The sequence below is a fragment of the Xanthomonas hortorum genome, assembly GCF_024339125.1.
Classification (GTDB): Bacteria; Pseudomonadota; Gammaproteobacteria; order Xanthomonadales; family Xanthomonadaceae; genus Xanthomonas; species Xanthomonas hortorum.
On the sequence record NZ_CP101417.1, the window covers coordinates 3,822,939 to 3,849,665 of the forward strand.

16 protein-coding genes and 2 pseudogenes are annotated in these 26,727 nt (G+C 62.3%); 6 read left to right on the forward strand and 12 right to left on the reverse strand.

Features of this window, described 5'->3' with window-relative positions:
• Positions 1-187: 187 nt before the first annotated feature.
• Positions 188-3,343 (forward strand): TonB-dependent receptor, encoded by a 3,156-nt coding sequence (locus NMB96_RS16365; RefSeq protein WP_255085282.1) that lies wholly within the window; start codon positions 188-190, stop codon positions 3,341-3,343.
• 106 nt (positions 3,344-3,449) lie between these two features.
• On the opposite strand, the gene NMB96_RS16370 is transcribed toward NMB96_RS16365, so the two are convergent.
• Positions 3,450-4,481 (reverse strand): HEPN domain-containing protein, encoded by a 1,032-nt coding sequence (locus tag NMB96_RS16370; RefSeq protein ID WP_043889201.1) that lies wholly within the window; start codon positions 4,479-4,481, stop codon positions 3,450-3,452.
• Between the two features lie 597 nt (positions 4,482-5,078).
• Between NMB96_RS16370 and NMB96_RS16375 the strand changes: the two genes are divergently transcribed.
• A complete protein-coding gene (locus NMB96_RS16375) occupies positions 5,079-5,351 on the forward strand; it encodes an XAC0095 family protein (protein WP_180316312.1) in 273 nt (90 codons plus the stop codon).
• Entirely contained in the window at positions 5,348-5,764 is a 417-nt protein-coding gene (locus NMB96_RS16380; protein ID WP_255085283.1) for a SymE family type I addiction module toxin, read from the forward strand. The genes NMB96_RS16375 and NMB96_RS16380 overlap by 4 nt, the downstream gene beginning before the upstream one ends.
• A 264-nt stretch (positions 5,765-6,028) precedes the next feature.
• Here NMB96_RS16380 and NMB96_RS16385 read toward each other — a convergent pair.
• Positions 6,029-6,373 (reverse strand): annotated as a pseudogene (locus NMB96_RS16385) (chemotaxis protein CheW); the annotation flags it as partial.
• A gap of 290 nt (positions 6,374-6,663) precedes the next feature.
• Between NMB96_RS16385 and NMB96_RS16390 the strand changes: the two are divergent.
• The 3 genes from NMB96_RS16390 (at position 6,664) to NMB96_RS16400 (ending at position 11,641) form a co-directional block, all read left to right on the forward strand.
• Positions 6,664-10,608 carry a DUF6531 domain-containing protein gene (locus NMB96_RS16390; RefSeq protein ID WP_255085284.1) on the forward strand — a complete coding sequence of 1,315 codons (3,945 nt, stop codon included), beginning with the start codon at positions 6,664-6,666 and terminating at the stop codon, positions 10,606-10,608.
• Positions 10,609-10,743: 135 nt separating this feature from the next.
• Positions 10,744-11,190 carry a hypothetical protein gene (locus NMB96_RS16395; protein WP_343237635.1) on the forward strand — a complete coding sequence of 149 codons (447 nt, stop codon included), beginning with the start codon at positions 10,744-10,746 and terminating at the stop codon, positions 11,188-11,190.
• Between the two features lie 19 nt (positions 11,191-11,209).
• Positions 11,210-11,641: a hypothetical protein gene (locus NMB96_RS16400; RefSeq protein WP_220655539.1), complete on the forward strand. Its 432-nt coding sequence runs from the start codon at positions 11,210-11,212 to the stop codon at positions 11,639-11,641.
• 218 nt (positions 11,642-11,859) lie between these two features.
• Here the strand turns inward: NMB96_RS16400 and NMB96_RS16405 are convergent, their stop codons facing one another.
• From NMB96_RS16405 to NMB96_RS16450, 10 genes and pseudogenes are all read right to left on the reverse strand, one after another.
• Positions 11,860-13,518, reverse strand: a complete 1,659-nt coding sequence (locus tag NMB96_RS16405; RefSeq protein ID WP_183086768.1) for a chemotaxis protein CheA — start codon at positions 13,516-13,518, stop codon at positions 11,860-11,862.
• Positions 13,519-13,520: 2 nt separating this feature from the next.
• Complete coding sequence (locus NMB96_RS16410; protein ID WP_055826893.1) at positions 13,521-14,147, reverse strand: protein phosphatase CheZ; 627 nt, start codon at positions 14,145-14,147, stop codon at positions 13,521-13,523.
• Entirely contained in the window at positions 14,147-14,539 is a 393-nt protein-coding gene (gene cheY, locus NMB96_RS16415) for a chemotaxis response regulator CheY (protein WP_002813536.1), read from the reverse strand. Before cheY ends, NMB96_RS16410 begins: the two co-directional genes overlap by 1 nt.
• 35 nt (positions 14,540-14,574) lie before the next feature.
• Positions 14,575-15,348: an RNA polymerase sigma factor FliA gene (locus tag NMB96_RS16420; protein WP_023903918.1), complete on the reverse strand. Its 774-nt coding sequence runs from the start codon at positions 15,346-15,348 to the stop codon at positions 14,575-14,577.
• Positions 15,345-16,229 (reverse strand): MinD/ParA family protein, encoded by an 885-nt coding sequence (locus tag NMB96_RS16425; protein WP_006451802.1) that lies wholly within the window; start codon positions 16,227-16,229, stop codon positions 15,345-15,347. Before NMB96_RS16425 ends, NMB96_RS16420 begins: the two co-directional genes overlap by 4 nt.
• Positions 16,216-17,886 (reverse strand): flagellar biosynthesis GTPase FlhF, encoded by a 1,671-nt coding sequence (gene flhF / locus NMB96_RS16430; protein WP_023903919.1) that lies wholly within the window; start codon positions 17,884-17,886, stop codon positions 16,216-16,218. The genes NMB96_RS16425 and flhF overlap by 14 nt, the downstream gene beginning before the upstream one ends.
• Positions 17,887-18,670: 784 nt before the next feature.
• A complete protein-coding gene (gene flhA / locus NMB96_RS16435; RefSeq protein ID WP_023903920.1) occupies positions 18,671-20,764 on the reverse strand; it encodes a flagellar biosynthesis protein FlhA in 2,094 nt (697 codons plus the stop codon).
• Positions 20,761-21,891, reverse strand: a complete 1,131-nt coding sequence (gene flhB / locus NMB96_RS16440) for a flagellar biosynthesis protein FlhB (protein ID WP_006449770.1) — start codon at positions 21,889-21,891, stop codon at positions 20,761-20,763. The genes flhA and flhB overlap by 4 nt, the downstream gene beginning before the upstream one ends.
• Positions 21,892-22,165: 274 nt before the next feature.
• Positions 22,166-23,697, reverse strand: a pseudogene (locus tag NMB96_RS16445) (putative bifunctional diguanylate cyclase/phosphodiesterase); the annotation flags it as partial.
• Positions 23,698-23,798: 101 nt separating this feature from the next.
• Positions 23,799-26,720, reverse strand: coding sequence for a ligand-binding sensor domain-containing diguanylate cyclase (locus NMB96_RS16450; protein ID WP_255086982.1), 2,922 nt, complete (start codon positions 26,718-26,720; stop codon positions 23,799-23,801).
• Between the last annotated feature and the right edge of the window lie 7 nt (positions 26,721-26,727).

A 26,727-nucleotide genomic window follows, 5' to 3' on the forward strand; every position in this document is an offset into this window, starting at 1 on the left:
TGCAACGCCGCTGGTCTGTTGCGCGGCAGAATGCGCTGCCGCATGGGCTGTGCTACTTAGCTTTCCACGCCATTAGAACGATCTAATTGCATCTGCATGCGGAAGCGGACGCAAGAGGAGGGGGCGGGTTGCCGCAACGACGCCGGATATTTTTTGTGCCACTTCGCGCAGCGTTCCTGGCCGATCGTTGGATCGACAGACATCCGCCGAAGCCAATCACCTTTGGGAGAGCACGATCGAAATGAACTGCATGCCATTCGCACGCAACCACAGCACGCTGTACGCCGGTATCGCCATCGCCTTGTTCGCGAGCGCTGCCTCCACCAGCGTCTCCGCCCAGCAGGCCGACGGCACGCCGGCGCCCACGGGCCAGGCCGCGCTGCAGGCCACGGACCTGGACGCGGTGACGGTGACCGGCTACCGCTACGCGATCGAAAAAAGCCTGGAGCAGAAGCGCAACGCCAACGCCGTGGTCGATGTGATCACCGCCGAGGACGTGGGCAAGTTCCCCGACAAGAACGTGGCCGATGCGCTGCAGCGCGTGCCCGGCGTTGTCATCAGCCGCGACGGTGGCGAGGGCAAGAACGTCAGTGTGCGCGGCCTGTCCTCGGAGTTGGTGCTGACCGAATTGAACGGCAACTACATCGCCACCGCCGAGTCCAACGGCGACCCGACGCGCTCGTTCAACTACACGCTGCTGCCGTCGAACCTGCTGGGCAGCGCGGAGTTGTACAAGACCCCGGAGGCGCGCATCGACGAAGGCGGCATCGGCGGCACGGTGATCCTGCAGACGCGGCGCCCGCTGGAACTGGAGCCAAACTCCGGCTTCGTCTCCGCCGAGGGCACCTGGTCGGATACCAGCAAGAAGACCGACGGCCAGTTCTCCGGTTCGTACTCGTGGCACGACAAGGACAACCGCTTCGGTGTCTTTGTTGGCTACACGCAGCAGAAGCGCACCGCACGCACGCTCGATGCCAGTACCGAGAGCTGGCAGTGGTATGGGCGCGACGAAGTGGGCCCGGCGGTCGACGTGAACGGAAATCCCTCGGACTTCAATGCCAACTGGTGGGGAGGTACCGGTTTCTGGAACCAGGACGGCAATTACTCCACCGGTTTCATGATGCCGACCGCGGTCAGCCTGGGCGCCAAACGCGAGGAGCGCGAGCGCAAGGGCGCGCAACTGACCTTGCAGTTCAAGCCGACAGACGACCTGACGCTGACCGCGAACTACTTCCGCTTCGACCTGTCGCAGGACTCGCAGACCAATACCATCAAGATTCCCGAGTGGAACATTGCCCGCTATAACGGCGACGGCAACTGGCGCGGCGGCCGTCTGCTCGATGGGCTGCAGTTCGATCCCAGCGGCACCATCGTCACTGGCGCCGCCTACAGCCTGCGTCCGGGCAAGACCTATTATTGCAGCGAGGCGCAGGCCGCCGCGGCCGGCCTGCCGCCGGGCGGCTGGGGCTCGGACGATTGCACCGTGCCGACGCCGCAGATCACCGGCAGCTACAACATCGAGAAATCGCAGTCGCAGACGGTGGACCTGGGCGGCGAATGGCGTGGCGAGCAGGTGGACGTGGCGTTCAAGGTCGGCCGCACCTGGGCCAAGGGCGGGCCGGAGCTGCAGTTCTCGCTGCCGATCAAGCCGCGCCTGCAGAACGCCGACGGCAGCTGGACCAACGCCAACTTTGCCAGCGCCTGGGACCTGACCGGCACGCCGAGCATGACGTTCTCGCCGCAGCTGATGCAGAACCTGCGCGACGGCATCCTGCAGGTCGACCTGGGCTCGACCGGTTCGTCCTGGACCCGCAACACCAATCAGCAGCAGTACGCGCAGATCGATACCACCTGGCATTTCGATGGCGAGGTCGTCGACTCGCTGCAGTTCGGCCTCAAGCGGCGCGACGGCGGCATCCACCGCAGTACCGGCAACAACTACTGGGTGTGCCCGGGCACCGATCCAAGCGACTACGACAACCGCTACTGGAACGGGCGCTGCAATGCCATCGCCACCCAGTTCTCGCCGGGCCTGCTGTTCGCGCAGGACAACCTGGCCGGTGGCGTCAACGCCAGCGCGTTCCCGGCGATCAACTTCCCGGGCTACATCGGCTACTTGAATCAAACCTACGGCGCGATGCAGACCCGCAGCGAAGACAACTTCGTCTACAACGTCGACGAGGAAATCTATTCCACCTACCTGCAACTCAACTTCCACACCGAGCGGCTGCGTGGCAACGTCGGCGTGCGGGTGGCGCGCACCGGCCAGCGTGCCGATTCCACCGACAAGGTGACCGCCTACAACGACTACTTCTTCGATGGCGCCGACGGCAATCCGCTGGCCTGCCAGCAGGGCGCCGCCATGCCCAGCGGCGCCCCGGCCGACACCTATTGCGGGACCGAAGGCTACTGGCGTTTGTCCGACAGCGTGCAACGCACCGAGTCGTTCGTGGTCAGCGGGCTGGACCGCAACTACACCGACGTGCTGCCGAGTTTCAACCTGGCCTACGACCTGACCGAGAACCTGCTGCTGCGCGCGGCAGCCGCGAAGGTGATCGCACGTCCCAGCTACAACGACATCGCTGCGCCCGGCAGCCTGGAGTTTTACAGTCCCGAGTACGTGGCCGACCGGCGCCTGACCGGCGGTGCCAGCGAGCAGGGCTGGTACGGCTCGGGCAGCAACAAGAACCTGGAGCCGTACAAGGCCAACCAGTTCGACCTGGGGCTGGAATGGTATTTCCACCCGGGTTCGGTGGCGGGTGTGGGGCTGTTCCGCAAGAACGTGGAGAACTTCGCGGTCGACGTCATCAGCGACGTCAACATGATGGTCGACGGGCAACCGGTCACCGTGCAGAACTACAGCACCCAGGCCGGCGGCCAGGATGCGGTCTCGCAGGGTGTGGAGCTCTACGCGCAGCACACGCTGCCATTCGGTCTCGGTGTGCAGTTCAATTACACCTACAACGATGCCAGCAAGGCGGCGGTGCGGCTGGAGGACGGCACCGAGGTCGGCAAGACCTCCATGCCGGGCAGCGCCAGAAACCAGACCAACCTCACCGTGTTCTACGAGACCGACAGCCTGCTGCTGCGCGCCTCGTACAACCGTCGCGGCGAGCTGGTGCAAGGCCTGGTCAACGGGTTGAACGTCTTTGAGGAGCCGTACTACCAGATCGATCTGAACGCGGCGTACAACATCACCCCGGCGCTCAGCCTCACCGCCTCGGTGCTGAACCTGACCAAGCAGGAGTCCCGCTCGCACCTGGGCGACGACACCCGCGCCCGCTTCTACACCGGCGGATACGCCGGCCGGCTGGCGTACCTGGGGCTGACCTACAAGTTCTAGGTCCCAGCGTGTCGCGCCCATGCCTGCCGCGTGGCGGTATGGGCGCGATGGTAAAGAAGTGAACCTGGAACTGTTATTTGTTCCATCTAAAAGACCTTAATTTTCTTCAATCAGACTGAACGTCAACATAGAATTTGACTTGATCCTCAAGATTAACCAAATAGGCCGCTCGGTGTTTCCAGAGTTGCAAGGTGACGTCAGCTTCTATATTGCGCATTGCATTGCCAGTAAACGGCGCGTGCAGCGCAAGCCGCAGATTGGACTCGGCCTCGTGATGTGCCTGAAACGCTTTAATCGCTTCATTGAACAACTCCGGAAGATAATTCCCATCTGATTTTAATGAAGCAATCTTCTCAAAAACATGCTGTTGTATCGTCTCCGCTTCTTGCACAACTCTTCCAGCTTTCGCCAATTGCTGAACTGACCCGGCCATTCCGCTTCTCGACATGCCAAGATTCAAGGTCTGCTCCACGAGTTCATAAAGTGCGTTTAGGAAGCTTCGAGCACTTGTCATGTACTTTTGCAGATCAGTATGTGAAACAGCCTGGAAATTCGCCTCATGGGCGACTAAGTGGCGAGTCTCGAATATGGATGAGATATCACTCAGCAGCCGTTCCGTGTCTTTCAATAGGAACGGTGCGAATCTTTGCGCCATCCCCACCTCGCCATCCCCAAAAACTTCTTCCTCGCTAGGCTCGACGTACTCGCGAACCTCCGAAAGAATCCTGCTGAACTCAATCCTATCGTTACCATTGGAAAACAATGTGGCAAAGTGCGACGCGATATGATTCAGATTGCTAACGGGCAGCGAATGAGAAACTAGATCTCCGAAGGTGATTTGAGTAGCACTTAGTGCCCTCGTCAGCGCGAAATCGAAACGTATGTGATCCTTGAAAATCTCCGAGCGGTCAAGAAAAGGACTGCCCGAATCCACCAAGCGCTTAATCGCTTCCCGGACACCAACTTCAATGCAAGAGGCGATGCCCATCACATGTAGGGCTATCAACGCTGAATCAGATTCTACGAGTCGGCGAAAGCTCGATTCCAGCTCGTAGAGTTCCAGATTCCCGTGGAGATAGCGGCCGGAAGCCCTTGCATTCTTTTGCTGAATCTCGGTGATCAGATTTCTTTTGGACATGGAATTTTAGTACCGGGGAAGTCAAGGGTCCTATGAGTCTAATTTCTAAGGTTCGATCAAACCACTCTTTCGCTGGATCGATTAAAAACGCGCAGCTTCATGTCACCTGAGTGAATCTACTGGGTTCCTTGCTTGGATACCAAAGACATCATCGAGACCATTATGTTAAGTGATCTCAATTGCTCGTATGCATCCCGGTAGATCACTCGTCCCGGTTCGAGCAATGCGATACCTGAGGGTCAGGTGCACTTATCAGGCGACGGCGCTCGGCTTGCGTGGCCCTTATGGAACTGCGCCAGCGGCGCACACAGCCGCGCGAGACCAGCCAGCGTGTATTGACACACCAGACCGTGCACTTGCAATCTAATCCCAAGGAGCGTCGAAACTCCTCTAGTAGCGGTACCCACCTCCGTCAAACCGGTGGGTTTTTTGTGCCTGCATCCTGCAGGTACAAGCCGACGCAATGCCTGCGTCGGGAGGGCGGCTAATACAACACCCGCAAGGGGAATACGCCCGCCGGCTACTAGCGGTTTCGAACCTCCCGACATCCCGTCGCCGTTGGCGGCGGTTCTTGGGTTGTTCCAGGAGGGCGTTGCCATGTCTACCGCACCATCCATGCCGGCTTCGGTGCCGGGTTATCTGTTGCCAGCTTCCGCCCACAGCTTGCTGAGCGAGGTAGGCGAAGTGCTGCGCCGGCTGGCCGCACGCGCGGCCGTTGAGCAGGCCAGCGACGATCTTGCGCAGCAGTTGCTCAACCAGCCCGGCGTGTTGTCGCAGGCCTTGCATAGCCTTTCTGCACGCATCGACGTGGCGTTGCAGCAGTGCGTCGCTGCACCCAGCGCTACCCGCCGCCAATCGGAGGCGCCATGACACGCCACCGCCCACCCACCACATCTGCCAGCACGCGGCCCACCCGCACGCGTGCGCGCCCCACGCCGCCCAAGCGGGTGCAGTGGGTCGTTGTGGAACCCGACCGCACCAAGCTGCCACCGGTGCTCCCACCCGACCCGGACGCCTCCCCGCAAGGCCCCGGCACGCTGCGCGCACCCCGCCGAGCCCGCCGCCCGCGCCAATGCACCGTCAGCTACACCCACTACCCCGGCGCCCACGACCACGCCGGCGACCAGCACGTGCCCCACGTCCGCCTCAGCGGCCTATGGCTGGAACAACTGGGCTTTGTCATCGGCACCAAGCTGCGCATCACCGCCAGCGAAGGGCAGCTGCTGATGGAGGTGTTACCGCCGGTGGAGGTGCCGGCCAAGGCGCGCAGCGTGCGGCGATGATGCTGCGTCTGCCAGACGCCTTGCGATTGACCTCGGTGCCGGATGCCACTAGCGCCCCAGCCACACCAGCGCACAACGGACGCTTCATAAATAACGGTTCCAGGTTCAGTTCTACGGCAGCCAGACCATCGCGCCCATGCCTGCGCGCGTAGCGGCGTAGATCGGCAGCGAGGCTGGTAGTGAAACGACAACGGCCGCAGTACGCGGCCGTTGTCGTTAGATCAGGCATCCAGGATCGTCTTGACGATTCTCGATTCCCGAGAATCAATGATCGCTGGAGCGCAGCCCATCCACATCCAGGATCAGCGCCATGCGGCCGTCGCCGATCAAGGTGGCGCCGGCGTAGCCGGGCAGGCCGCGCAGGGCGCGGGGCAGGGGCTTGATCACCACTTCCTCGCGGCCGCGCACCTGGTCCACCACCAGGCCGAAGCGGGTTTCGCCGGCCTGCAGCAACACCACCGTCAGTAGCGGCGGCTGTTCGGCAGGCACGCCCAGCCAGCGGCGCAGGTCGATCAGCGGCAGGGTGTGCGAGCGGCGGTCCAGCACGGCGCGGCCGTCGAACCAGCCCAGCGAGGTCTGCGGGGCGTGCGGTACATGAGGATTCCGAGCGGCGCCTGCGCACGCCGAACGGTTGCGCAGCGGTTCTGTTAACTGCTCTAAATGCTGGTACCTCTACATCTGAAAGTACTTTCAAGAAGATCTATCCAATGACAAAAAGCAGCAACATTGACGTGCTAACCAAGTTTATGGAGATGAAGTGAAATAGATAAGAATTTTCTAATTGAGTGTTGACGTGGAGTTGCGTTACAGCTAGTCTTCGCGAATCGCGGTGTCAAATTTCTGACTCAAGAAATATAAAAAACGCAAGCCATCTTAAAATTTTTCACAGGGAGAGTGATGTGGGGAAGACTAATTCCAAAGTTATTGAGCTTCTGAGGCTTTTTTCCTCAATAGGGCTGTTGTTAGTGGCCTCATTTAATGTAAGTGCGGCTTCTTACTATGGCGCACCCTATTACGTAAACTCGATTTATGGCAGCCGATCATTTGGGTCTGCTAGCGCAGGCGCAGAGTGGCTCGTTGGCCAGATGACGAAGGGATGCATCTCGAAACCAGCCGGTTGCTCGTCTTGGCCAGTTATTAAATATAGCTCGACCACCACAGGCGCTTTCGTGATGTGGCCAAATGATCCAACAGGGCTAGGTTATTTTGTCGAGGCGACAAAGTATTCAGTCGGCTCGCCGAAGAAGAATCTCGGTAGCTGCAATATGTCATGTAGCGGTGGCATCGGCGCTAGCCGAGATGGAACCGGCCCGCGCGGTAGCCGAGATAGTGCGGCTGCTACGAACAAGCCTGGATCAGTTTTCGAAGGTGATCCGATCAACACCGCAACTGGAAATTTCTATCGTCAGGACACGGACTACGATGGTGCAAGCGGGCTAGTTTTCCGTCGTTTTTACAATAGCTCTCAAGCTGTAACATCAACTTCTTTGGGGCCGCAATGGCGTCATTTCTTTGATCGGAGCCTTGAGGTTCAGCGCTCTACGAGCGCGACTACGGACACGCAGTCTATCAATGCGTTTCGGCCAGATGGAAGCTCTATAACCTTCCAGCTGAGTGATGGGCTTTGGAAGGCCAGCCCTGATTACTCGGAGACGTTAGTTGAAAGGCCAGATGGCGCAGGCTTCGCCTTAGCGATTTCAGCGACACAACAGCTAGAGATTTATGATGCCAAGGGTTTATTGCAGGAGATCTATGATAAGTCAGGCCAGCGAATTTATCTCTTGGTCTACACTCTTCCCGATGCGGTGGGCCTAGGCGGCGGAATTCTTTCAAGTGTGTCTGACAAAAGTGGCCGCAAAATTTCATTCGATTACGATAGTGCATCAAGATTGATTGGGATGACACTCCCTGATAAAGGTAGGGTAGTTTACGCCTACGACGCAGATGGATATCTCGCATCAGCCACTTACCCTGATGGAAAAACGGTAGGTTATCTTTATAATGAGAGTTCTTATACTGGAGGAAATAAGCTTCCTGGGGTTTTGACTGGGGTGATCGACGAGAAGGGCTCTAGGTTTGAAACGATCACTTATCAGTCATTAAGAAAAGCAACTTCAGCTTCTTTTGCGGGATCAGTTGACACGACTAAGATTAATTACGATGCTTATTCGACAAATGGCATAGTAAATTCTACTGTGACTGGCCCCTTAGGTGTGAGTTCTTATCTGAAGTTTGTTGATGCGGCATCCGGTGCGATACGTTTCGCCAGTTCTGGCGTAGCATGCGGTACGCAGTGTAACCAGCCGTATAAGGCGATCACGTATGATATGAACGGTTATGTGGCTTCAGTAACGGATTTCCAGGGCAACAAAACCCAAACCACATTCGATATAAATGGTTTGCTTCAACAGCAAATTGATGGAGTAGGCTCACCTCAGCAACGAACTACGAATATCGTTTGGGATACCTCGATCCGTGAGCCGCTTGAACGTACTGTTCTTGATGCGAGCAATGTGGTTAAAGGGAAGTCGACGTGGGCCTACAATAATGTCGGTCTGCAGACTGCCAGATGCGAGATCGACACTGCAGTGACTGCAGCTATCGCCTATGTGTGTGGGAGCGCGACAAATGCGCCTACAGGTGTTAGACAGTGGCGCACTAGCTATTGCGAGAAAGTTGACACTTTTAGCTGCCCGCAAGTGGGTTTGGTTTTGTCTATTGATGGTCCCCGGACGGATGTGAGTGATATGAAATCATATCGCTATTACATCTCAAATGATGAGTCTGGATGTGCCACAGTGGGTGGTGAGTGCCACCGAGTTGGAGATCTGCTGCAAATCACAAATGCCTTAGGACAGAACACCACTTACGCGTCTTATGACAGCAATGGTCGGCCAGCGCGAGTTATCGATTTGAACGGCGTCGCGACTGATTTTAGTTACTCACCTCGCGGATGGGTGACGTCGCAGGTCACCAGATCTGCAGTGGGCAACAGTTCTTTTGCCCAGGATCGTGTGACAGCATTCGAATACGATGAAACAGGTAATATTACCAAGGTAACCAGTCCTGACGGTGACCTGGTCAAGTATGGTTATGACACAGCTCACCGACTTACTGACATAACCGACAGTGCCGGTAGTAACCTGCATTATACTCTGGATTCGGCGGGAAATCGGATCAAAGAAGTTGTAATAGATTCATCGGGAATTATTAAGAAAACTCTGACGCGCGTCTACAATAAGCTCGGACAGCTTCAGTCGCAGACCGATGCTTCTTCCAACTCAAGCATTTTTTCATACGACCTCAACGGCGATTTGAAGTTGATGACCGATGCACTAGGTCGTAAGACGCAGTTAGATCCTGATCCATTGCGCCGAATCGCACACACGCTTCAAGATGTGGGAGGGTTGGCGGTAGAAACAACAAAGCAGTTGGATGCGCTGGATCGCGTGACTTCAGTGATTGATCCTAAGGGCTTGACCACGCGGTACGATTATAACACCCTCGGTGACCTCATTAAGCTCACCAGCCCAGATACGGGGTCGACGTCATACGGATACGACTCTGCTGGGAATCGTGTACTTGAAGCTACTGCCCGTGGGGTCAAGATCAGTTCGAGCTATGATGCCTTAGGGCGATTGATTAAGCTGAGCTATCCCACCAATGCATTTAATGTCGTCTATACCTACGATTCTGCATCTGCTAGCTGTCAGGCGGAAGAGAGCTTTGCTCGTGGCCGCCTTGCGTCAATTAAAGATAGCAGCGGGGTGACCGAATACTGCTATAACGGCTTCGGGGACTTAGTAAGTAAGCGGCAGACCACAAATGGTAAGAGCTTGGCACTTCGCTACGGGTATACGTTAGCGGGGCGCCTATCCAGCGTGATTTATCCTGATGGTGCAAAGATTGATTACGTCCGCAATTCGCTTGGTCAAGCTACAGAAGTGGGCTATACGAGCTCGGGAGGTGTGCGCCAGATTTTGCTGACTAATGCCACGTATTTGCCGCAGGGGCCAGTTTTGGGTTGGACTTATGGTAATGGTCGCATTATGGCGCGGACCTACGACCAAGACTATCGTCCAAAGGCGGTCCAGGACAGCAGCGCTGGGGGACTGGATGTGGGCTTAGTCTTCGACCCTGTGGGCAATCTGGTCAAGCTAACCCCAGCAGGAAGCAACATCGCAGATGTCTCGCTGAGCTATGACTCACTCGGGCGATTGACGGAGTTCAAAGACGGTGTGACTGGCACTGTTTTAGATGGGTATTCATACGATAAAACCGGTGACCGCCAGAGCAGCAAATCGGCAGCTGGGGAGGTGTTGTACGGCTACGAGACGAGTAGCCACCGCTTGATCAAGGTGGGATCGATATCGCGCGTTAATAACGCGGTGGGCGATACCACATCGATTAATGGGGCTGACAGGGAATTTGTCTATGACGCGACAGGTCGCATGAGCCAGGTTAAACGTAATGGCATTGTGGTACGCGAGTATCGCTACAACGGGAAAGGTGAGCAGGTTCGCCAATTCCTCGGTGCTTCTAATAACTACACGCTGTACGATGAGTCTGGTCGGTGGATTGGCGACTATGATGCCGCAGGCAAGCCAGTGGAGCAGGCGATTTGGCTTGATGGACTGCCCGTGGGTATCATTGATGCTGCAGCGAAGCTCGTATACCTGGAGCCAGACCATTTAGGCGCCCCTCGTGTGGCGATTGATTCTCAGACCGATAAGCCAATTTGGTCCTGGAGCCTAAAGGGAGAAGTGTTTGGAAACACTTCCCCCGATCAAGATCCAGATAAAAATGGCGTTCCGTTTGTGCTCGATATGCGATTTCCTGGCTAGCGCTACGACGCCGTAAGTGGACTCGTTCAAAATTACCGTCGTGAATATGATCCATCTACAGGACGGTACTTGCAGAGCGATCCGATTGGTTTGGAAGGGGGGGCTTCCACCTATTCTTATGTCGAAGGAAGTCCCTTGATCGCAGTAGATCCGCGAGGGCTTCTCAGGTATCGCCCTGAAGCTGCTAGTAAATATCCTCGTACAGTTGCGTATCTAAACGACCTGCAGAAGCGGATGACGCCAAGAAAGTACGAAGGATTCGCTCGATTTGGAAAGATTGATAAGGGGCATTTGGATGATTTGCTTAAAAAATGCGCGGGCCCTGTTATAACCCCTAAGGCGATGCGGCATGAGCATGGTCAATATACTCCTCGCGAGGGTGAGATATTTATCAATGAGGCGTATTTCGAAAAATACGAATCTGGTGATCGGAGTACTCAGTTCTTGAGGGATTTTGACGCAACTGTTGAGCATGAGCTTGTACATTTTTCCGAAGCTTTTTTCAATGGTAATAACTTCAAGGGGGAGGAGGGCGATTTGTATGAGAATTCTGTATACGGAAGGCCGATGCCGATTTACTGAAAAATTAAGAATGTTTACTATGGTTGCCAGCTTGCTTGTAAGCTTGGCCGGCTGCTCAAAGAGCGGCACACAGGTCGCGGAAAGCTATTCGCCCAGTGGATCTTGCGATGACGAAAAAATGGATATACTGACGGCTATAAGTAAAAATTCAGATATAGTCACTTATGGCTCGGGATATTTCACCGACTCAGAAGTGGTGTTTTTGTGGGATGCAGGGCCGAGAAGCGTTGCTGAATGTAAGCGGGCGCAGGGGAATTTACGGATAATCAGATCAATCGAGCCGAATTACGTCCGCCCACGTGATTTTGTTCTTATCGAAAAGTTGTATTCTGATTCGGATGCGGCGTTCGTTCAATTTCATCTCGTACCCACTGGTAAAAATGGCGACGTGTTCCTGAGGAAGCAAGGGGGGTATTGGCGCGTGACGCAAAAGAAACTTTGGGAGAATTGAGGCACTACAAAAGTTGCTTAAGTCCGAATTCAAGACAAATAACGGTCCAGGTTCAGTTCCACGGCAGCCAAACCATCGCGCCTATGTCCGCGCGCGTAGCGGCGTAAATCGGCAGCGATACTGCTAGTGAAACGACAACGGCCGCAGTACGCGGCCGTTGTCGTTAGATCAGGCAACCAGGATCGTCTTGCCGAATCCCGATTCCCGAATCCCCAACCTCAATGATCGCTGGAGCGCAATCCATCCACATCCAGGATCAGTGCCATGCGGCCGTCGCCGATCAGGGTGGCGCCGGCATAGCCGGGCAGGCCGCGCAGGGCGCGGGGCAGGGGCTTGATCACCACTTCCTCGCGGCCGCGGACCTGGTCCACCACCAGGCCGAAGCGGGTTTCGCCGGCCTGCAACAGCACCACGGTCAATAGCGGCGGTTGTTCGGCCGGCACGCCCAGCCAGCGGCGCAGGTCGATCAGGGGCAAGGTGTGCGAGCGGCGGTCCAGCACGGCGCGGCCGTCGAACCAGCCCAGCGAGGTCTGCGGGGCGTGCAGCACCTCCACCACGCGGGCCAGCGGTAGTGCATAGACCGCTTCGCCGGCCTGCACCAGCAGGGTCGGCAGGATCGCCAGGGTCAGCGGCACGCGGATCATGAAACGGCTGCCGCGGCCCAGTTCGGACTGGATCTGGATCTGCCCGCTGAGTTCGCGGATGCGCGATTGCACCACGTCCATGCCTACGCCACGGCCGGAGATGTCGGTGACCTCGGCCTTGGTCGAAAAGCCCGGCATGAAGATCAGATGCAGGCACTCGTCGGTGCTCAGTCGGGCGGCGGCTTCGGCGTCGATCAGGCCCTTGTTGCGGGCGATTTCGCGCAGGCGCTCGGGGTCGATGCCGGCGCCGTCGTCCTGAATTTCGATGCTGACGTAGTCGCCTTCCTGCTGCGCGGACAGACGTACGTGACCGCTGCGCGGTTTGCCGGTGGCTTCGCGCAGGGCAGGGGATTCGATGCCGTGGTCGATCGCGTTGCGCACCAGATGCACCAGCGGATCGGCCAGGGCTTCGACCAGATTACGGTCCAGTTCTGTTTCGGCGCCGATCAGCTCCAGCTCCACTTCCTTGGACAAGGTGCGCGCGACATCGCGGGCCACCTTGGGGAAGCGCGAGAACACCTTGCTGACCGGCTGCATGCGGGTGCGCATGACCGCGGTCTGCAAACGCGCGGTGGCGATATCCAGCACGCTGACCGCGCGATCGAGTTCTTCGTCGCGCAGGCGGGTACGCAGGGTCTTGAGACGATTGCGCGAGAGCACCAGTTCGCCGATCAGGTTGACGATGGCGTCCAGGCGCTTGGTGTCCACGCGCACGGTCTGTTCGGCTTCGGCACCTTTTGCGGCTGCTTTGGGTGCGGCCTTGGCACCGGGTGCCGGTGCGTGGCCATCGTCGTGCGCGGCGTTAGCCACCGCGGCCAATGCGGCTTTGGGTGCGGCCTTGACCGCCGGCGGGCCGCTCTTGGCATCGAACTGCGCAATCAGCGAGGCCGGCGCATGCGGCACGGTTTCGCCCGAGCCCATTGCATCCAGCATCGCCTGCAGATAATCCAGCGACTGCTGCGCGGCATCGAAGTGATGCGCCTGCAGCACGGCCTGGCCGGAGCGCGCCATGCCGAGGGTTTCTTCAGCGGCGTGGCACAGCTCCACCATGGGCTTGATCGCCAGAAAGCCGGCGCCGCCCTTGAGCGTGTGGAAACCGCGGAACACCGCGTTGAGCTGGTCGGCTTCGTCAGGTGCCTGTTCCAGCGCGACCAGCTGTTCGCCTAGGCGATCCAGGATTTCCTGGGCCTCGACGATGAAATCGGCAGCAATATCGTCTGGAACAGCACTCATGGTTACAACCCCAATCCGGACAGCAGGTCATCGGCGTCGTCCTGCGACACCGCGTGACGGTCCAGGCCCTTGACTGCAGGACCGGCAAGACCGCCGTCGTCTTTCTTCGGTTCGGTGCTCTTGGGCGGCAGGCCCAGCGCACCGAAGCCTTCGTGCACGCGCCGCACGATACCGGCCACGCGACGGATGATCTGCCCGCTCAGGTCCTGGTAGCTCTGCGCCAGCGACAGCTCGGTCAGGTTGTGGCGCATCTTGTCCATCAGCGCGCCCTGGTCCTGATTCAGGCCGCCGTCGCGCAGCTGGTTGGCCAGCTCACGGCATTCTTCGACCAGATCCAGCGTGCGATGGCTGGCCTTTTCGGTCATTTCCACCACGTGGTCCAGGCGCGAACACGCATCGTCCAGTTCGCCGGCTTCCTCGGGCACGGTGGGCAGTTCGCCCAGCGCCTGACCGAGTTCGCGTGCGAGCCGGCTCAGGCCCTGCATCATCGGACGGGTCCGCAAGGCGGCGAGGTGATCGACCTCGCGCTTCCAGGCGGCTTCGTCACCGCTTTCCAGTGCATCGAGCGCGCCTTGCAGGCGGTCGATCAAGGCAGCGCGTTCGGCATTGGTGTCCACGGTGGCGTTCATCAGGCGGTCGCCGCCAGACGTTCGAACACCTTGCCCAGCTTTTCTTCCAGCGTCTGCGCGGTGAACGGCTTGATGATGTAGCCGTTCACGCCGCACTGGGCGGCTTCGATGATCTGCTCGCGCTTGGCTTCGGCGGTCACCATCATCACCGGCAGGTGCTTGAGCTTGGCGTCGGCGCGGATGTTGCGCAGCAGGTCGATACCGGTCATGCCGGGCATGTTCCAGTCGGTGACCACGAAATCGAACGGGCCGGCCCGCAACGCAGCCAATGCGCTGTTGCCGTCTTCGGCCTCTGCGGTATTGGTGAAGCCAAGATCGCCCAACAGATTCTTGACGATACGTCGCATCGTCGAGAAGTCGTCCACGATCAAAATCCGCATGTTCTTGTTCACATCAAGCTCCTAACACTAAAAAATACGCGAAAAAATCATTCGTCAATTTCGACACCGGCATCGGCCAGTTCGAAGACCTTGAGGCGGCCGCGCAGACGCACCACGGCCTGGCCGTGGATCTGGCAGACGCGCGATTCGCTGACACCGAGCACGGCGCCGATTTCCTTCAGGTTCAATTCCTGTTCGTAGTAAAGCGACAGCACCAGCTGCTCGCGCTCGGGCAACTGGCCGATGGCCTTGCCCAGCTCGCGGCCGAACTCGCCACGCTCCATCATCTGCTGCGGGTTGGGGCCACCCTTGGCGGTGGTGTCCAGCTCGCCGTGATCTTCGATGCGCGACTCCAGGCTCAGCACCTGGCCGCGCGCGGCGTCTTCCATCAGACGCAGGTAATCGGGCAACGGCATTTCCATCGCGGCAGCCACTTCGGTGGCGGCGGCGGCGCGGCCGGTGTTCTGTTCGATCTTGCGTACTGCAGCAGCAGCGTCGCGGGCACGGCGGTGTACCGAACGCGGCACCCAGTCGCCACGGCGGATCTCGTCGATCATCGAGCCGCGGATACGGATCGAGGCATAGGTTTCGAACGAGGCGCCCTGCTCGGAGTCGTAACTGCGCGAGGCTTCGATCAGGCCGATCATGCCGGCCTGGATCAGGTCGTCCACTTCCACGCTCGCCGGCAGGCGCGCGGCCAGATGGTGGGCGATGCGGCGCACCAGATCGGCGTGCTGGGTGACGATGTCGTTGGCGTTGTTGCGTTGCACTGCACGGTACTGCGCGGTGGCCGTCGTTGCGGTTGCGGTAGCGGTGCTCATGCGGCGACCCCCCGTTGGATGATGCGTTCGACAAAGAACTCGACGTTGCCGCGTGGCACGGTGGGGGCCTGCCAGCGCGAGGTACGCCGCGCGATTTCTGCGATGGCCAGCGCCGAGGGGCTGGCGGGGTAAGCCTTGATGACCGGTTGCTGGCGCTGTACCGACAAACGCAACCAGTCGTCCTGCGGCACGTGGCCGAGGTAGTTCAGCGACACGTCGCCGAGGAATTTTTCGCAGACCCGCGACAGCTTGTCGTACAGCAGGCGGCCTTCGTTGGGGTCGCGCACCATGTTGGCGATGATCTGCAGACGGTCCACGCCGCGTTCGCGCGAGAGCACCTTGATCAGCGCGTAGGCGTCGGTGATCGAGGCCGGTTCGTCGCAGACCACCACCACGGTGTCCTGGGCGGCTTGGCAGAAGGTCAGCACGCTGTCGGTGATGCCGGCGGCGGTGTCGATGACCATCACGTCCAGGTCGCGTTCCAGTTCGGAGAACACATTGACCAGGCCGATGTGCTGGGCCGGAGCCAGTTCGGCCATGTGGCGGCGACCGGAGGCGGCCGGGACCACCAACACGCCACCGGGGCCTTCGATGATCACTTCGTCCAGCGTGCAGCGGCCAGCGATCAGGTCGGCCAGGGTGTACTTGGGCGACAGGCCCAAGACCACGTCCAGGTTGGCCAGGCCAAGGTCGGCGTCGAGCAGCAGGGTGCGCTTGCCCATCTCGGCGAGGGCCACGGCCAGGTTGGCGGAGATGTTGGTTTTACCCACGCCGCCCTTGCCACCGGTCACGGCAATGGTGCGCACCGGGCCCAAGGGCTCGGGACGGGTCGCCGTCAGGGGGAAGGCGTTGGTCAGCTTGGCGTATTCACGCGACTGCATGGTTGTGCTCCGGAGTACAGGGCTTATCGGCAGCGCGCCGCAAATCTTCAAGGCGAAGAACGAGACTGGCGGCATTGGCGCGGTGCAGGTCGTCGGGGACCCGCTGTCCGTCAGTCACCCAGGTGATGGGCATTTGGTGGTCGACCACCACCGACAAGGCGCTGCCGAAGCGGCCGGTCTCGTCGAGTTTGGTCAGCACCACGCCTTGGGGTTTGGCGTGGGCGAAGCGGCGCACGACCTCGTCGAGGTCTGAAAAATGGGCGTTGGCCGGCAGCACCAGCAGCGAGGTGACCTGGTGCGCGGCGCGCAGCCAGTTCAGCTGCGCGGCCAGGGCGCGGTCGCGCTGACCCATGCCGGCGGTGTCGATCAGCACCAGCTTGTAGTCGCGCAGGCGCTCGAGCAGTTCCAGCAGGCTCTCGGCGCTGTCGGCCTCGTGCACCGCGATACCGAGCTGACGGCCGTAGCTGTGCAGCTGCTCGCGGCCGCCGACGCGCTGGGTGTCGGTGGTGACCAGGGCCACGTCGCGCGGGGCGTGCTGGGCGGCGAAGCGCTGGGCGAGCTTGGCGATGGTGGTGGTCTTGCCGGCACCGGTCGGGCCGACCAGGGCGATCACGCCGCCGCGTTCCAGCGGGTCGATCGGAGCCACCGGCAGACGCTTGGACAGCAGGCCCAGCATCAGCCCGCGGCCTCGGTGCAATTCGGTATCGGCCGGGATCTGCAGGGCCACATCGCGGATCAGACCGGCATCGAAGCCGTAGTCGTCCATCAGCTCCAGAGCCTGCGCACGCACCGGTGAGCCACGCAGGCGCTCGTCGGTGAGGCGGTTCATTTCGCGCTCGATCATCTGACGCATCAGCGCCAGCTCACCGCGCAGCTGCTTGAGTTCTTCGTCGTTCTGCGGCACCGGGGCGGCGGCGACCGGCACGGCGGCCAGGGCGACCGGGGCGGCGACCAGCGGCAGCAATGCGGCCGGCGGCAGGATCTGCGGCAGCGCGTCGTCCATGTCGAAGCCGTCGTCGTCCTGCTCGTCGTCGTCCTGCCCGTAAGAGGCGTGGGTGGCGAGCGCGGCGGCCATGATCGGCGTGCGTGCCTGCACCGGGGCCGCGTGCACCGGAGCCTGCACCGGTGCGGTGGTCAGGAAGTCGGCGAACAGCTGTTCCGGTACTGCCGACAGCGCATGTTCCTGGCGCGGTGCGGCGGCAACTGCAACGGCGTGGGCCAATGCTTGAGCGGCGGCAGACGGGGCGGCGGCAGTCCGCACCGGTGCGGCGACCGGCGCCGAGCGCGGCACGTTGACCGGCTGGCGCAGCGCCATCGCGGCGATCATGTCGTCTGCGGCGCTGGCAACACGCTGACGCTGGCTGCTGCCGGTGTCGCCGGCTGGCTTCAGCGGGGCGTGGAACGGCGCGGCCGGCCTGGCCGGGGCCTGCTGGGCAGGTGCTTGTTCGATCTGTGCCGCCGCAGCGGCCGGAGTCTCGGAGCGCGCGGTTTCCAGAGCGCGCTGCACGAGTTCTTCGTCGTAGTTGCTGGCAGCGACGATCTCGATGCCTTCGGCGGTGCGGCGGTTGGACAGGATCACTGCGTCCGGGCCGTGTTCTTCACGCACCATGCGGAATGCGGTGCGCATGTCCGGGGCAACGAAGCGTTTGATTTTCATGCGAAGTGCCTCCAGGAACGGGACCCGCCGGACGCCGGACGGGTGCGCGATGAATGTGGGTGTGTTGCCAGCGTCATGAGTTGCCTGTCCCGTTCGGTTGTTCCAAGTGCTGCTGCTCGCCCCGCAGCGATCAAGCTGACTGCGGTCTCGCCAGAGCTAATGCACGCGGCGTGCCAAAACGTGGTGCCGGGGTTCCGGCGCGGGAATCTGGAAGGTTGGGACAGGCTGGAGCTGTGCGATTGGCCCGGCTGCAAGATTTCAAGTCACTGGTTTGATTGACTTTTCTCTAGGGGCGCGCTGCGTTGGCATCCACTGTGCGGGTGGATGCGCTGGCGGGTGGGAGGTCGAGCGTGGAGCGCCCGCAAAGTCTCGAAACGGCTGGCGTCGTGCAATCGATTGGAGGTTTGGACCAGTGGCGGCTTTCCGACGCGGTGGTCGGACGCCTGTCTGCAGCGAGAGGACCGAGCGCGGGTGGGTTCGTAGGAGCGCCCTTGGGCGCGACGGGCCATCCCGGTAAAGCCCTCGCGCCCAGGTGCGCTCCTACAGGTGGCGACTTTGCCTGTCCGCAGCATGTCGTCAGATTGCCCAGCGTGTTGTAGGAGCGCACCCGGGCGCGATGGGCCCTCCCGGTAACGCCCTCGCGACCAAGGTCGCTCCTACAGTGATGTCAGCAAGCTTTCCTGGTCCGCAGCATGTCGCGTGTCGTAGGAGCGCCCTTGGGCGCGATGGGCCGTCCCGGTAGAGCCCGTCGCGCCCGGGTGCGCTCCTACGAGGTGCGTCAGGCTCAGCTGATCGTGCCGACCAGCTTCAGGCGCTTGTCTTCCGGCACTTCGCTATACGCCAATACCGACAGGGTCGGCACGCTATGGCGGACCAGGCGGGCCAGCGCTGCGCGGACCTGGCCGGGTACCAGCACCACGGCCGGTTCGTTGCGGGCTTCCTGCTTGCCGACGCAATCGGCCAGGCTCTGGTGCAGGCGCTCGGCCAGGCCGGGTTCCAGTGCCACGCCATTGCCGTGGGTGGATTCCTGCAGCACGCGCTCCAGCTGCGGGGCCAGCGTGTAGACCGGCAGCTCGGCCGACATGCCGGCGATTTCCTGCACGATGAAGCGGCCCAGCGAGGTGCGTACCGCGGCGGTGAGGGTGGTGGGGTCCTGGCTGTGCGGGGCGTGTTCGACCAGCGCTTCGACGATCTTGCGCAGCTGGCGCACCGGGATGCGCTCGATCAGCAGGTTCTGCAGCACCCGTACCACCACCGACAGCGGCAACGCCTTGGGGGTGAGGTCTTCGACCATCTTCGGCGCGGTCTTGGCCAGGGTCGCCAGCAGTTGCTGCACTTCCTCGTGGCCGAGCAGTTCCGGGGCGTGTTCGCGGATCAGGTGCGACAGGTGGGTGGCAATGACGGTGGCCGGGTCGACCACGGTGTAGCCCATCGATTCGGCATAGGCGCGCTGATGCGGCTGGATCCAGGTGGCGTCCAGGCCGAACGCCGGGTCCTTGCCGGGAATGCCGTCGAGCTGGCCGAGTGCGCCGCCCGGGTCCAGCGCCAGTTCGCGGTCGGGATAGATTTCCGCAGTGGCCACCGGCACGCCGTGCACCAGCAGGCGGTAGGCGTTGGCCGACAGCTCCAGGTTGTCGCGGATATGCACCGGCGGCACCAGGAAGCCGATGTCCTGGGTGAGCTTGCGGCGGACGCCCTTGATGCGCGCCATCAACTCGCCGCCCTGGTTCTTGTCCACCAGCGGGATCAGCCGGTAGCCCACTTCCAGGCCCAGCGGGTCGATCGGGCGCAGCTCGTCCCAGCTCAGTTCCGAGCTGGCCTGGGCGGCAGTGGCCGCAGCAGCGGCCTTGGGGTCGGTGGCGGGGTCGCCGGTGGGCGGGATGACCAGGCTGCGCTTGTACATTTTCCAGGCGATCACGCCCAGGATCAGGCCGAGCGTCAAAAACGCGACGTTCGGCATGCCCGGCACCAGGCCGACCAGGCCCAGGATGGCCGCAGCCACCGCCAACGCGCGGTGCTGGCCGAACACCTGGCTGATCATGGCCCCGCGCATGTCCTGCGCACGCGAGGCGCGGGTGACCAGCAAGGCCACCGAGGACGACACCAGCAAGGCCGGCAGCTGCGCCACCAAACCGTCACCGATCGACAGCAGGGTGTAGGTGGAGGCGGCATCCACAAAGCTCATGCCGTGCTGGAACATGCCCACCGCCATGCCGCCGATGAGGTTGATGAACAAAATCATGATGGCGGCGATGGCGTCGCCGCGGATGAACTTGTTGGCGCCGTCCATCGCGCCGTAGAAGTCGGCTTCTTCGCGCACTTCTTCGCGGCGGGCCTTGGCTTCCTCACGCGTCAGCAAACCGGCGTTGAGGTCGGCGTCGATCGCCATCTGCTTGCCGGGCATGGCGTCCAGGATGAAGCGCGCGGTCACTTCCGACACGCGCCCGGCACCCTTGGTGATGACCACGAAGTTGATGATGGTCAGGATCGCGAACACCACGATGCCCACCGCGTAATTGCCGCCGATGACGAACTGGCCGAACGCCTCGATGACCTTGCCGGCTGCGGCATGGCCGTCCTGGCCGTTGATCAGGATCACGCGGCTGGAGGCGACGTTCAGCGCCAGGCGCAGCATCGTGGTCATCAACAGCACGATCGGGAAAATGGTGAATTCCAGCGGGCGCTGCACGTAGATCACCGCCAGCAGCACCATCAGCGAGATGGCGATGTTGAAGGTGAACAAGGCATCCAGCACCGGTGCGGCCAGCGGCACCATCAGCATGGCCAGCATGGCCATCAGCGCCAGCGGGGCGCCCAGGCCGTTGCGCAGCAACTCCATGATGCGTCGGGCATTCAGCGGTGCGGGTTGGGCGCTCATGCGCTGGCTCCCTTGCCGAACTCATCCACTTCGAGGGAAGGCAATTCCGGCATCGGGCCGCCGTTCCAGCCACGCAACTGGTAGACGTAGGACAGCACCTGGGCCACGACCGAATAGAGTCTCACGGGAATTTCCTTGCCAATTTGAGCTTCTCTATACAAGGCGCGTGCCAAAGGCGGGGCGGTGACGATCGACACCCGGTGTTGTTCGCAGACTTCGCGGATGCGGAAGGCCATTTCGTCCACGCCCTTGGCCACCACGATCGGGGCGCGCATCTTGCCGCCCTCGTACTTGAGCGCCACCGCGTAGTGGGTCGGATTCATCAGCACCACGTCGGCCTTGGGCACCGCTTCCATCATCTGGCGCTGCGACATCTGCATCTGCATCTGGCGGATGCGCCCCTTGACCTCCGGGCTGCCCTCGCTTTCCTTCATTTCGCGCTTGATCTCTTCGCGGGTCATCTTGAGCTTCCGCATCCAGTTCCACTTCTGGTACGGCGCGTCGATGGCAGCCAGCAGCACCAGCGCACCGGCGGTGTAGAACAGCAGGCTCTTGGTGAAGTCCAGACCGTTGCCCACGGCCTGTTCCAGTGGCTGGTTCACCAGCGAGCGCAGGCCGTGCAGGCCCTTGGAGATGCACAGGCTGGCGGCCAGCCCGACGAACAGCAGCCGCAGCACCGACTTGACCAACTCGGCCAGGCTATTGCTGCCCCACATGCGCTTGATCCCGTTGGCCGGGTTGAGCTTGTTGAGGTCGGGCATGATGGCCTTGCCGGAGAAGTGCAGACCGCTCATCAGCAGCGGGCCGGCCAGGCCGGCGGCCAGGCAGATGCCGATCAGCGGCACCATCACCCACAGCAGTTGCAGCAGCAGGTCGCCGAAGTGGCCGAACAGCGCCATCGGGTTTTCACGCATTTTCGGGTCCGGGCTCAGCGCGGTCTTCATCCAGACGCTGGCGCCATCGCCGATGCCGCGGGCCAGGGCCATCAGTCCGAACACGCCGGCACCGAACACCGCGGCAGTGGACAACTCGCGCGACTGCGGGATGTTGCCCTGCTCGCGGGCTTCGCGCAGGCGTTTTTCGGTGGGAAGCTCTGTACGTTCGCCGCCGTCTTCGGACTCGGACATGGAGGTGCCGGTGACTTGTCAGCCCTGCCTCATGCAAGCGGCGTTCCAGTTGGTGGGGCGGGGATTGGGGGGGCGGGAATCGGGATTGGGGATTCGGGACGCAGCGGCCGCGCGTGAAGCCGCTGGCGGGGTGTTGTAGTTGGGTGGTTAGCGGGGAGGGCCGAAGGTCGGGAATCGGGCGCGAGGGCTGACCAACTGCAGGCTGGTGCTCGGCTCGGTTGGCGGGTCGTCGAGCGTGGATGCAGGTCTACGGTCGTTTTTTGATGCTTTTTGCTCAGCTGGCCTGGCGGCGCACGCCGTCGCGCTGGGCAACCACCGTGGTGATAAAACGCTCTGCGTCCATCGGCCGGCCCAGCAGATAGCCCTGCAGCTGGTCGCAGCCCAGCCGTTCCAGGGTGTTGCGCTGGGCGGTGGTCTCCACGCCCTCGGCCACTACCTGCAGGCGCATGGTGTGGGCCAGCGCGACGACGGCCGCGACGATGGCGATGTCTTCGGGGCAGGTGTCCATCGCCTGCACGAAGCTGCGGTCGATCTTGAGTTCGTGCGCGGGCAGCTTGCGCAGGTAGAGCAGGTTGGAATAGCCGGTGCCGAAATCGTCGATGGCGATGCGCACGCCCAGCGCGTTGAGCTGGCCGAGCGTGCGCAGGCAGGCGTCGGCATCGCGCATGGCCATGGTTTCGGTGATTTCCAGGGTGAGCTGGCCGGGCGGAATCAGATGCTCGGCCAGGGTGGTGGCTACTTCGTCCAGCAGGCTGGGCGAGGCCAGCTGCGTGGCCGAGAGGTTCACCGCCACCCGCCAGTCGCCATGCCCGGCCTCGCGCCAGGCGCGCATCTGCCGGCAGGCCTGCTGCACACCCAGCTGCCGAGCGGGCCGATCATGCCGCTGCGTTCAGCCAGCGGGATGAAGCTGTCCGGCGGCACCAGGCCGCGTTCGGGATGTTGCCAGCGGATCAGCGCCTCGGCGCCGATCGGGCGGCCATCCTCGGCGCAGTACTTGGGTTGGTAATGCAGCACGAACTGGCCCAGCTCCAGCGCGCGCGGCAGGTCCTGCAGCAGCTGCAGGCGCTCGCGGGTGGTGCCGGTCATCGAACGCTCGAAGAAGCTGTAGCGGTTGCGCCCGGCCTGTTTGGCGTGGCGCATCGCCGCATCGGCATGGGTCATCAGTTGATGCTCGCTGCCGGCGTCTTCCGGTCCGGCGTCTTCGGGATATAGCGCAATGCCGACGCTGCTGCTCAGGCGCAGCTCCTGGTCGCCGACCAGGAACGGCACCGCCAGCGCCTGCAGCAGATGCGCGGCGATCGCGGCGGCGTCCTCGGGGTCGGCGATGTCGGACACCAGCGCGAACTCGTCGGCGCCCAGCCGCGCCAGGCTGCCGTTGGCGCGGCGGTGCGCGCTCATACGCCCGGCCACCGCCACCAGCAGCTGGTCGCCGAACTGATGCCCGTAGCCGTCGTTGACCGCCTTGAAGCCATCCAGATTGATCAGCATCACCGCAAAGCGCTGCCCGTCGTGCAGGGCGCGATCGATGCTCTGCAGCACGTGTTCGTGCAGCAGCACGCGGTTGGGCAGGCGAGTGAGCGGGTCGTGCAGCGCGGCCAGCACCAGCTCGGCATTGGCCTGCGCCAGCGATTGCGCCAGCACATCGGTGCGCTGCTGGAAGCGCCGCGACAGCACCGAGATCACCAGCGCCAACACCAGCAAGGCCAGCGTCACCGCCACCACCGCGGTCAGCCAGGACAACGGCAACTGTGCACCGGTTGTGGCGACGCACAGACTCGCTGGCGCGAGATGCGCGGCAGCCGTGCCGTCGGCCCGGATGCAGTGCGCACGCATGCACGGCGGTTGCGGCATGTCGCGCACATCGGCCCGGCAGCCGTTCGCGGCACTGGGGCGATGGGAGTGACTGCTCATGCCACCGACGACTCTGGCTCCTCCGGTTCGATGCGATTGCGTCCGTATCGCTTGGCCCGGTACAGCGCCTCGTCGGCGCGCGCCAGCAGCGTGGCCGCCGTGTCGCCGATCCGGAACCAGGCCACACCGACCGAACAGGTCACCGGTAGCGGGCGGGCAGCGCCCACTTCGTACGGGGCCACGCTGAGCTTTTCGTGGATGGCGCGCAGCCGGTGCTGGCTGTGTTGCGACATGCCCGGCAGCAACAGCAGCAATTCTTCGCCGCCGTAACGGCCCACGCGGTCCGAATCGCGCAGGCAGGCGGTCAGCCGCGCGCCGACCTTGGCCAGCACCGCATCGCCGACCAGATGCCCATGTTCGTCGTTGACCAGCTTGAAGTGGTCCAGGTCGATCAGTACCACCGCCAGCGGATGCGCACCGTGGGCGCAGGCCTGTAGTTCTTCGGCCATCGCCTCGAGCACGCCGGAGCGATTGAGCAGGCCGGTCAGCGCGTCGTGGCTGGCCTTCAGTGCCAGCGCCGCGCGGGCGCTTTCCAGCTCGCGTTTTTCGCGCTCCAGCTGATAGGTGCGCTCGGCGACCAGCTCGGCGAGCATGCGTTCGCGCGCCACCAGATGGCGGTGCCGCCAGCGCCACAAACCGGCCAGCAGGGCGCTGCCGATCAGCAGATACAGCGCGATTGCCGGCGGGCTGCGCCACCACAGCGGCGCTACCGCGAACGGCAGGTCGGCGATCGGCGAGGTGGTGCGTCGGTAGCGGTCCAGCAGCTGCACCTGCAGGCGGAAATGCCCGGACGGCAGCGGCGGTTGGTCGATGGACAGTGTGTCGCTCTGGATCCATTCGTTGTGCAGACCGAGCAGGCGATAGCGCACCGTGAGCCGGCTGGGGTCGTCGTAGACCTCCATGCTGGACAGCTCGATATGCAACGGCCTGTCGCTCCAGGCGAGCAACTGGCCGCGCTGCACCGGCACGCCACCGCGGCTGACGCTGTCGATACGCACGCTGGGCTGGCGCTGATCGAACAGGCGCGCCGGGTCGCGCAGGTGGCTCACCCCGCGCGCGGTGCCGATCCACACCGAGCCATCGGGATCTTCGGCAAACGCCGCTTCGGACACGTCGTCCCACAACAGCCCCTGCGACTGCGACAGATGCGCCCAATGCTCGCCGTCGTAGACCTCCACGCCGCGTGCGTGACCCACCCAGACCCGGCCGACGCTGTCGCCGCGTAACTGGTACACGCTGACGTCGGCGAGCGCTTCATCGCTGACCGCCTGCAGATCCACTTCTTCGTCCAGCAACAGGCCGTGCCATAGCCCGGCGCGATAGAACGCCAGCCACACTTCGCCGCTGTCGCTGATATGGAATTTGCTGATCCACGGGTCGGAGGCGCCGCCATTGACCTTGACCTTCACCTTCGACCAGTGCGCGCCCTGCAGCCGAAACAGGCCATTGGCGCTGGACACCCACAACGTGCCGTCGGCAGTCTGCTGGATATCGGTATAGGCGATGGCCGGCATCTGGCTGACCATGTGCAGCGTGCCGCCGTCCAGCGGCCGTTCGAGCGCAAACAGGCCACCGGCAGTGAGCACCCACAGCCGGCCCTGGCGGTCGATGATCAGACGCCGCCCGGTACGCGGAAGTTTGGCGATCTCGGCGCTGCGGCCATCCGGCCAGTTGCGGCGCACGAAGCCGGCCGAGTTCAGCGTCCACAGGCTGCCGTCGGCACTGCGCGCCATGCCCACGATCTGGATCCCGGAGTTGGGTAATGCAGGAACGAAGCGCCCCTTCGGATCGGCCTGGCGACCTACGCCATGTTCGTTGCCGACCAGCAGCGCGCCCTGCGCATCGCGGGCGATCGACCAGGTCGGCGCAACCGGCATGCCTTGCGAGGCGTCCCAGTTCTCGATCCACTCGTAGCCGGCCCAGCGCACCAGGCCTTCGCCGTCCACGGTCATCCAGATATCGCCGTCGCGGTCCACCACCATGGCATCGCTGCTGCCCGGCGGCAGCCCGTTCTCGGTGCCGAAACTGCGCCACTGGCCGTTTTCCCAGCGCACCAGTCCGTCGTTGCGGCGCACCAGCACCCGTCCCTCGCGGTCGAGCACCAGCGGCGCCTGCTGCCCGACGGTGCTGCCATCCAGCAACGGCAGCGGCCGCACGCTGAAGGTGGCCGCGCCCGGTGCCCGGTAGAGCAGGGTGCCGGTGCCACGTACCCACAATGCGCCGTCGTGGTCGCGCAGCACGCTGTACCAGCGATCTTCCGGCACGCCTTGTTCGGGCCCGTACACCTGCACCTTGCGCTGCGCATCGATGGCGCATAGCCGCTTGGCACAGCCGGCCCACAAGGTGTCGCCGTCCACCGACAGGCTCAACACCTTGGACAACTCGGGCACGCGCACGCGGGTGGCGGTATCCAGCAGCGGCTCGCTATGCCAGCGGCCGTTGCCGCGTGCACTCAGCCGCTCCAGCGTGCCGCCGTTGGCCAGCACCGTACCCCACGGCGGGCTGGCCAGCAGCATGCCTTCCTGCAGATGCTCGGCCTCGTACGGCGCCAGTCTGCGGAAGCCGTGTTCGTTGCCGACGAACAGCGTCTGGAAGCCGGCCACCCACAACGTACCGTCGGCGGTTTCGGTCATCGAGCTGATCGATTCGTTGCGCAGGCCATCCAGCACCACCTGCTGAAAGCTGCGCCCATTGAAGCGATACAGGCCGCTTTCGGTGCACACCCACAGCAACGTGGCGCGGGTCTGCAGCAGGCAGGTGCCGGCCAACCCGAGCAGGCCCTGGTCATGGGCGTAGCGGCGAATGCTTGCGGTCTGCGCGCCGGCCAGATCGGCCAACGACAGCAACGCCAACAGCAACACCGCGGCAAACGGCGCGCGCCGGCTCGACGACCTCCACTGGCGGTACTCACACCCCACGAGCGTT

What these genes read in the sequence shown, in the direction of transcription:
- NMB96_RS16370 (WP_043889201.1), bottom strand. Translation starts at nt 4,481, where the DNA reads ATGTCCAAAAGAAATCTGATCACCGAGATTCAGCAAAAGAATGCAAGG.
- NMB96_RS16375 (WP_180316312.1), top strand. Translation starts at nt 5,079, where the DNA reads ATGTCTACCGCACCATCCATGCCGGCTTCGGTGCCGGGTTATCTGTTG.
- NMB96_RS16380 (WP_255085283.1), top strand. Translation starts at nt 5,348, where the DNA reads ATGACACGCCACCGCCCACCCACCACATCTGCCAGCACGCGGCCCACC.
- NMB96_RS16400 (WP_220655539.1), top strand. Translation starts at nt 11,210, where the DNA reads ATGGTTGCCAGCTTGCTTGTAAGCTTGGCCGGCTGCTCAAAGAGCGGC.
- NMB96_RS16405 (WP_183086768.1), bottom strand. Translation starts at nt 13,518, where the DNA reads ATGAGTGCTGTTCCAGACGATATTGCTGCCGATTTCATCGTCGAGGCC.
- NMB96_RS16410 (WP_055826893.1), bottom strand. Translation starts at nt 14,147, where the DNA reads ATGAACGCCACCGTGGACACCAATGCCGAACGCGCTGCCTTGATCGAC.
- NMB96_RS16420 (WP_023903918.1), bottom strand. Translation starts at nt 15,348, where the DNA reads ATGAGCACCGCTACCGCAACCGCAACGACGGCCACCGCGCAGTACCGT.
- NMB96_RS16425 (WP_006451802.1), bottom strand. Translation starts at nt 16,229, where the DNA reads ATGCAGTCGCGTGAATACGCCAAGCTGACCAACGCCTTCCCCCTGACG.
- flhF (WP_023903919.1), bottom strand. Translation starts at nt 17,886, where the DNA reads ATGAAAATCAAACGCTTCGTTGCCCCGGACATGCGCACCGCATTCCGC.
- flhA (WP_023903920.1), bottom strand. Translation starts at nt 20,764, where the DNA reads ATGAGCGCCCAACCCGCACCGCTGAATGCCCGACGCATCATGGAGTTG.
- flhB (WP_006449770.1), bottom strand. Translation starts at nt 21,891, where the DNA reads ATGTCCGAGTCCGAAGACGGCGGCGAACGTACAGAGCTTCCCACCGAA.